The sequence below is a fragment of the Escherichia sp. KTE172 genome, assembly GCF_000408845.1.
Classification (GTDB): domain Bacteria; phylum Pseudomonadota; class Gammaproteobacteria; order Enterobacterales; family Enterobacteriaceae; genus Escherichia; species Escherichia coli.
On the sequence record NZ_KE137312.1, the window covers coordinates 1 to 7,468 of the forward strand.

Annotated in this window: 8 protein-coding genes; 5 read left to right on the top strand and 3 right to left on the bottom strand. The window is 48.3% G+C overall.

Features of this window, described 5'->3' with window-relative positions:
- Positions 1-1,190: FAD-dependent oxidoreductase (locus tag G434_RS23790; RefSeq protein ID WP_016242388.1), on the top strand; the 1,190-nt coding region annotated here is incomplete at its 5' end.
- A gap of 1,310 nt (positions 1,191-2,500) precedes the next feature.
- A complete protein-coding gene (locus G434_RS23785; protein WP_011666805.1) occupies positions 2,501-3,436 on the top strand; it encodes a replication initiation protein in 936 nt (311 codons plus the stop codon).
- A gap of 193 nt (positions 3,437-3,629) precedes the next feature.
- On the opposite strand, the gene G434_RS23780 is transcribed toward G434_RS23785, so the two are convergent.
- Complete coding sequence (locus tag G434_RS23780) at positions 3,630-4,028, bottom strand: hypothetical protein (RefSeq protein ID WP_016249654.1); 399 nt, start codon at positions 4,026-4,028, stop codon at positions 3,630-3,632.
- A 176-nt stretch (positions 4,029-4,204) separates the two neighbouring features.
- Between G434_RS23780 and G434_RS23775 the strand changes: the two genes are divergently transcribed.
- On the top strand, positions 4,205-5,131 hold the full coding sequence (locus G434_RS23775) for a MobA/MobL family protein (RefSeq protein ID WP_011666804.1): 927 nt from the start codon (positions 4,205-4,207) through the stop codon (positions 5,129-5,131).
- 2 nt (positions 5,132-5,133) lie between these two features.
- The gene (locus tag G434_RS23770; protein WP_011666803.1) at positions 5,134-5,667 is read left to right on the top strand and encodes a hypothetical protein; all 534 of its coding nucleotides are present in this window, start codon (positions 5,134-5,136) and stop codon (positions 5,665-5,667) included.
- 53 nt (positions 5,668-5,720) lie between these two features.
- Here the strand turns inward: G434_RS23770 and G434_RS0124505 are convergent, their stop codons facing one another.
- Together G434_RS0124505 and G434_RS23765 are read right to left on the bottom strand one after the other, a co-directional pair.
- The gene (locus G434_RS0124505; RefSeq protein ID WP_023144240.1) at positions 5,721-5,942 is read right to left on the bottom strand and encodes a hypothetical protein; all 222 of its coding nucleotides are present in this window, start codon (positions 5,940-5,942) and stop codon (positions 5,721-5,723) included.
- 543 nt (positions 5,943-6,485) lie between these two features.
- The gene (locus G434_RS23765; RefSeq protein WP_023144239.1) at positions 6,486-6,833 is read right to left on the bottom strand and encodes an ArsR/SmtB family transcription factor; all 348 of its coding nucleotides are present in this window, start codon (positions 6,831-6,833) and stop codon (positions 6,486-6,488) included.
- A 160-nt stretch (positions 6,834-6,993) separates the two neighbouring features.
- Here G434_RS23765 and G434_RS23760 point away from each other — a divergent pair.
- Positions 6,994-7,468, top strand: a 475-nt coding sequence (locus G434_RS23760) for an NAD(P)/FAD-dependent oxidoreductase (protein ID WP_016249711.1), incomplete at its 3' end; no start/stop codon positions are given.

The window sequence follows — 7,468 nt, forward strand, 5'->3', positions numbered from 1 at the left end:
GGGGGGGATTTATCGGGCTCGAAGTGATGGAGGCACTGAGCGAAAGGGGGATCAGTGTGACCCTGCTGGAGATGGGGGAACAGGTTATGGCTCCGGTTGATCCTGAAATGGCATCGGCCCTGCATCAGGAAATCAGGAGTCATGGCGTGGATCTGCGTCTCAGAACGGCGCTCACCGAGGTACTGCGGACAGAGACGGGATTCCGCGTTGCACTGTCTGACGGTGGGTTTCTGCAGACCGACATGGTTATTCTCGCCATCGGGGTAAAACCTGAGAGCAGCCTTGCCACAGGAGCCGGGCTCGCCGTGGGTAAACGGGGAGGCATAAGTGTCAATGCCTGTATGCAGACAAGTATCCCTGACATCTATGCCGTGGGGGATGCAGTTGAAACACCTGACCTTGTCTTTCAGGAACCCGCTAATGTTCCTCTGGCAGGGCCAGCCAACCGCCAGGGACGCATTGCTGCTGATAATATGCTCGATCGTCACAGCCTTTACCATGGCAGTCAGGGGACATCCATTTGTAAGGTATTTTCGCTGAGTATTGGCAGTGTCGGGGCGAATGAAAAGCAGCTGAAAGCCCATGGTACCCGATACGAGAAGGTTTACGTCCATGCCGCTGATCATGCCAGTTACTACCCGGGGGCAACAATGATCAGTCTGAAACTGCTGTTCAGCCCCGATACCGGTAAAATTCTCGGGGCCCAGGCGTCAGGGAAAAAAGGGGTTGATAAACGCATCGATGTCCTGGCTGTCGTACAGCGCGCGGGGCTTACCGTTAACGATCTCGAGCATCTGGAGCTGACCTATGCTCCGCCTTTCAACAGTGCAAGGGACGTCGTTAACCAGGCTGGAATGGTGGCGGCAAATGTTATCAAGGGCGATACGGTCATCTGTCATGTCCGCGATGTGTTACAACGGGAACCGGGCAGTTATTGTTTACTTGATATTCGTTCTCCTGCAGAACTGAAACAATTTGGTGAATATCCTGACGCGCTATCCATCCCTCTTGATTCCCTGCGGGAGAATCTTGATAAGTTGCCTGAAGATAAAGAGATTATTATCGGGTGTCAGAGTGGTCTGCGGGGGCATGTGGCATACCGTATGCTTCAGTCTCACGGCTTCCGGACATATAATCTGAGTGGTGGCTTTATAACTTGGCAGGCGGTTACGGAATCAATGAGTCAATAAGAGATGAGGTGCCATACACATGGCACCTCATCTTCCAGATTCATTGAAAACGTATTATATGGAATAGAAATCTACAAAAATAATTAACACCCTGGATGGTACCCTATTGCGATAATGTGGACTGTTCAAAAAACAGGCTTACCGTACAATAATTCTCTATATCCAAACTGACCCCAATGTTCCTGAATGTAAATCTCCGTACAAAGATATCGTTGAGTTTTATATAATTCATTGTTTTTATTGTGTTTTGTTTTTTTGTTGTGCTGGTTTGTAGTTATAAAAAACCCCTGGGAATCCAGGGGTAGGTAAGGAAAACAAATGATACTCAGTTAGTGTTGCACTTTAAACGGGTTGAAGTATAACTCGTATTAAATGAGATGTTGAAAATAAGTGAAAACCATTGCTGGTTGCAATAGGGCAGTATGCGTAAAAAATAAATTTGTGATGCTTTTCAAAAAAACAATTAATACATGAATATTACAGCTCATATATTACAGTTTATAAAAAAACTGTGTTTTATCTATTACATAGAGAAAAATTCTTATCCTGAGCTGTGAACTTGGTTGTTTCGTTTGATATATATCTTTGTAAATGTGGTTTATTATGCGGGCATTTTTTATTGAGTATTGAATCAGAATAAGTGATGCAGCTAAATTTATTTGCGTAACTATTTCATTGTCAATATTCTGACTCAATCTGACACCTATCGTTTCTCTTGGATTCCCCACTTTTGTGGTTTTTTTATCCGGAACGGGATAGTGCCAGTTGTTTTTTATCAGCCTCAGGGTATTTTGGGGCGGTTGCGAACATTGACGCATTCCACAACTAAAAAAATTTCTCACAGACTCTGATTCTTGCCCCGACCCTTGGTCGGTTTTTTTTTGTCCTGGCGAAACGTGAAGCTCTGAAACAGAAAATCTCCGGGCAGAACCTTCCATCCGGGGGGAGAAAACTTTTCGTTTTGAGCCGTTCGGTGTTCAGAACGCACGAAACCGATCGCACATCGCTTTCGTGCATAGTTATGCAACGCCCTGAAAACGATTCTGACGCGTTTTTCTGGTTTTGCCTGGTGTTTTCTTGTCTTTTTGCGTTTTTTGCGCCAGAAAGCGACTGAGGGCGTTTTAAGGGGGGCGTACAACGGGATTTATGGTAAATGGATCGGTTTTTCGGGAAGGATCGACAGGATTTGCCGTTGGGTGTAGTGTAAGCGACTGAAAAACAAACGCCCCTGAAATTCGTGTCTATCCGCCAAGACTTTCACGAAAATACAGGGGCGATGTCGGTCGATAACCTGGAAGGAATCGTAACACATGAGCGCCGCGCTTCAATACTTCGAAGAAAATTTACCCCACCGTCCCTATCACACGGATGATCTCGCTTTCGGCCTTCGTATCTCCGGCAAAGGGCGCGCGCTTCTTGCACGGTATATCCAGCAGAACCAGCCTCATGCACAGTTCTGGCTGGTTTTTGACGTTGACCGCGAGGGGGCTGCGATTGACTGGAGCGACCGGAACGCTCCCGCGCCGAACATCACCGTTAAAAATCCTGTGAACGGACACGCTCACCTGCTCTACGCACTCAACATCGCCGTGAGAACCGCGCCTGATGCCTCGGTTAAGGCGCTGAAATATGCCGCAGCGGTTGAACGTTCGCTGTGTGAGAAACTTTGTGCGGATGTGAACTACAGCGGCCTGATTTGCAAAAATCCGTTCCACCTGGAATGGCTGGTGATGGAGTGGCGCGAGGAAGCCTATACCCTCGATGAACTGGCTGATTATCTCGATTTGAGCGCCTCAGCGCGTCGTAGCATCGATAAACATTACGGGATGGGGCGAAACTGCCACCTGTTCGAAATGACGCGCAAATGGGCTTACAGGGCGATTCGTCAGGGCTGGCCAGCATTCTCACAGTGGCTTGATGCCGTGATTCAGCGTGTCGAAATGTACAACGCATCGCTTCCCGTTCCGCTTTCACCTCCTGAATGTCGGGCTATTGGCAAGAGTATTGCGAAATACACGCACAGGAACTTCACGCCGGAAACTTTCGCACAGTATGTGGCTGATACGCACACGCCAGAAATACAGGCCAAGAGAGGCAGGAAAGGTGGCATCGCTAAAGGCGAAGCCTACGATGACAAGCGTTTCATGGCGCTATGTATGCTGGAGAATGGATATTCTCAGAAAGCTATTGCGGCGATGTTGGAGGTTTCTACTCGAACCATTCGAAACTGGAAAAGCGGAAAATAGCCTATATCAGATAACAGCGCCTTTCTGGCGTTCTTTTGAGCAGCAGGTCTTTTGCCGTTTTTCCCCGTTCAGCCCTGCAATGGTGCTGTTTTCCGCATGATTGTGCTGGTAGTGCTCGCCGCAGTCTCATGACCGAGCGTAGCGAGCGAATGAGCGAGGAAGCACCAGGGAACCGGAACACGGATGGAGGCACTTACGCGTCTGGGTTTGGGGATGTCTCCAGATCGTACTTAATTTCCTTAAGTTCCTGTAATATCCTGTCTTTTTTATAGCATAGCTCGCCTGTTTTTGTGTCTACCAGTCCTGCTTCGATCAGTAGCCCAGCCGCGAGAAAGAGTCGGTGATTGCGTTCCCGTCGTTGTTTTTTTCCCTCGATTCGTTTCTGGATCGTCTGTTTTCGCTCGTTCTCCTGTGCCTGTAAGTCGTTTTTTTCCGCTGTTGCCAGCACGTGGAGAAGTTTGCGTTCCTGTTCTGTGAGTCCGGCTTCGTTGTCGAGCAGGTCAATAATCTGTCTCTGTCGCGCGGTCTGTTCTCCGAGCTTCCTGATGAATCCGATCCGTTTCTTCAGCCATTCGACGTTGCTGATGCGCATGTTTGTGGTACTCCCTGGTGTTTTTTTACGGCGGTTTGTGGTCGTGCAGTATATCGCTTGCGGTCGGCGGGTGCAGGGGGTATCTTCCGTGCTAATTCGAATAATTAGAAGGAAGCGCACTTATATGTTTCTCTCCTTCGTCGAGAAACAGTGCGCTCCTGCGGAGGGCTGAAACCGTGGCAACCTATCACCTCAGCGTTAAATTTGGTGGCAAGGGGCAGGCTGCAAACCACGCCGATTACATCGAGCGCAAAGAGAAATACCGCGACCGTCAGGATTTGGAATATTCCGCACACGGAAACATGCCGGAATGGGCCAGGGATAATCCTTCCCATTTCTGGCAGGCGGCTGACCAGTTTGAACGTGCGAACGGTTCGACCTATAGGGAACTTGAAATTGCATTACCCCGTGAACTGACACCGGAACAGCGCCTTGAACTGGTGCAGGATTTTGTACGTCAGGAAGCCGGCGAACGGCACGCCTGGAGTTTTGCCATTCACAATCCGAAAGCGAGCATTGACGGCGGCGAACAGCCTCATGCGCATATCATGATGAGTCAGCGTGTGAATGATGGCATTGACCGTACACCGGAACAGTATTTCCGGCGCTATAACGCCAGGTATCCCGAGCGGGGAGGTGCGAAAAAGGATTCCGGAAGCCTGACTCCCACTCAGCAAAAAGAGCAGTTGCGGGAATTGCGAAAACGCTGGGAGGTGAAGCACAACGAACATATGAGAAAGCATGGCTTTGAAAGGGGCTTCATTGACTGCCGGACACTGAAAGAACAGGGCATTGAACGACGTCCCGAAGTGCATCTGGGTTTTGAAGCTGCCGGACGACTTGATGATGCCCAGCGTCATGACATCATGCAAAAACGGTCTGAACCGGACTATTCCCGCCATCTTGAACAGGCGCGAATGGTCGGGCATGACATCAGGGAATGGCTGGATACACCGGTTAAGCAACATGAACTGGTCAGAAGGCTGCAACATGATGTTGCGCGGGAGCATTGCTTTGACATGAGAGACGGAGTGAGCAGAGAGAACCGAACTGAACCTGAACGGGTTAAATCACCGTCACGTGGATTTTCTATGGGATTCTGAACATGGCCAGCACAGAAGAAAAATTACTCACGCTCCTGTTATCGGTGGAGCATCTGCAACATACCGCAATAGAGCAACAGAAAGCTGTTGCTGATTCTCTGGCTGTGGCAAGGGAAACTCTTCGCGGATATCGGGATATTTCTGACGGTGTGGCAAAACAGGTCAGGGATGAAGTCAGAAACGAGGTGCAGAAGCTGGACGTGGCAGGACTGATAGGTGAGCGCATCAGCCAGGATTTTCAGCGGCTGGAAGAGTCAGTCGCAAACATGAAGGCAAACGCGGATGCCCTGAACAGGGATATTGCGACAATTCACAGCAATATCGTGCAGGAATACAACACCCTTAAAGGGTATAGCTGGAAATGGCTGGGTGGGGTGTCAGTGGCTTTTCTGGTTATGTTCTGTGTGCTCGGATGGGGAATGAAAACAATACTCGACAGGAACTACAACGCCACAGCGGCGGTGTATCAGAAAGTTGTGACACTGGAAGATAAACTGGTGGAGAAACCTGTCACGGGGAAGAGCCGGAAAAACTGACGCGCTTCGCTTGTCCAACGCCTCACGGAGCGCGAAAGGATTTCGCGAACCGTTCACCGTTTTTTCCAATATGATTCTGTCTGCTTTGGTCGATAAAGCAGTCGATAGTATTCCAGCCTTCGTATATATAACGGTACGTGCTCATCAGTAAGATCTGGCGGTATTGTGTTATCAGGGGGGAGTTTTTTCAGATACTCACGAAATGCCTGGCTTGATGCCATAAAATCTACAGCTGCATCGATAATATGTGGGATATTTTCATCTAATTTTGTCATGATGATTGATCTGATATTATCACGGTTCGTGAATTATAGTATGTCACTATTATTTATGCGTTAGTGAACCAGAAAAAATCCCCCGTTGGTATAGGGGGATATGTAAGGAGAAATAACTTCGCAGGTGTTCTTGTTTGTATTATAACGTGAAAAGAATGCACGCAACTTAATTAATCTGCCGTACTTCCTTTCAGTTTTCAAGATAAGGTTTATAATAAAACATGGAATGGAAGCAAGCTTTAAGGTTTCAGCTCTAAAATTTTTAATATCTATTAACTAGCTAGTTGTTGTCCTTGTGAGCATGTTGTATATAAAAGCTAGGATAATATCCTGACCGGAGTATTCATATTCCTTATCCCCTCTGTGTTCTCAGAGGTTTTTTTCTGTATTTAATGATATGAGCTGGAATGCGATTCCGGCCCCCCCCCGTTTACATAATTCTCCCTGACATACGGCACCGGAATCGCATTGATTTTGCATTGTTAATGTCTAACTGTGCTGGTGAATGTTGGGGGCAGTTTGGATATCGAAAATTATTGTACGTTAAGGTTGTTTTTTGACCTTGTCGGGGTCCGCCTGCGGGCAGTAGAGATCATATAAGGTATTCAATAACGTCATGATGCGGTTATCCCCGATACGGTAATATACCATTTTACCTGCCCGTCGGGTCTCGACCAGCTTCAGGCGACGCATGACACCCAACTGCTGAGACAGGGTCGGCTGAGTGATACCGACCGCCGCTTCCAGCTCGGTCACATTCGCTTCCCCCTGGCTTAACTGACACATCAACAATAGCCGGTCGCTGTTGGCCAGTCCCCGTAGGACATCTGCTGCCCCCAGGGCTGCATTTTTCATATCAGTCTGACGTTTTGTGTCTTCATTCATGGGCATTGCTGGTTTCTTATATTATGTATTTTTATATAATATTGTTCAGTATAATGATAGTGGCGTAATTTTGCCACCGTGATCTTCAGGTCTGCAGCGTCCAGCTGGACCGGGTAACTAATTATATATGGCAGATATTTTGCCCCGAGTGAACAGAGAGGATGTAATGAAAATAGTGATTGTTGGTGGTGTTGCCGGGGGAGCATCCGCTGCAGCCAGGGCTCGTCGGTTATCAGAGGATGTCAGTATTGTTGTGTTTGAGCGGGGAAGCGATGTCTCTTTCGCCAACTGTGGATTGCCTTATCATATAGGCGGAAAAATTCCGTTACGGCAGTCGCTGATTCTGAAAACCCCGGAGGATTTTAAATCCCGTTTTAACATAGACGTCCGTATCCGTCATGAAGTGATGTCAGTAGACCCGGTTAATAAGATGGTGACGGTTAAAAATCTGACCTCCGGGGAGGTCTATACCGAAGAATGGGATCGTCTGCTCCTCAGTACCGGTGCCGCTCCGGTTGTTCCCCCCTTGCCCGGACTACAGGAAGCGGGTGTCTTTACACTGCGAAATCTTACTGACATGGATGCTATCCAGGCGTGGATTGAGCAACATAATATCGCTCACACCACGCTTGTCGGGGGGG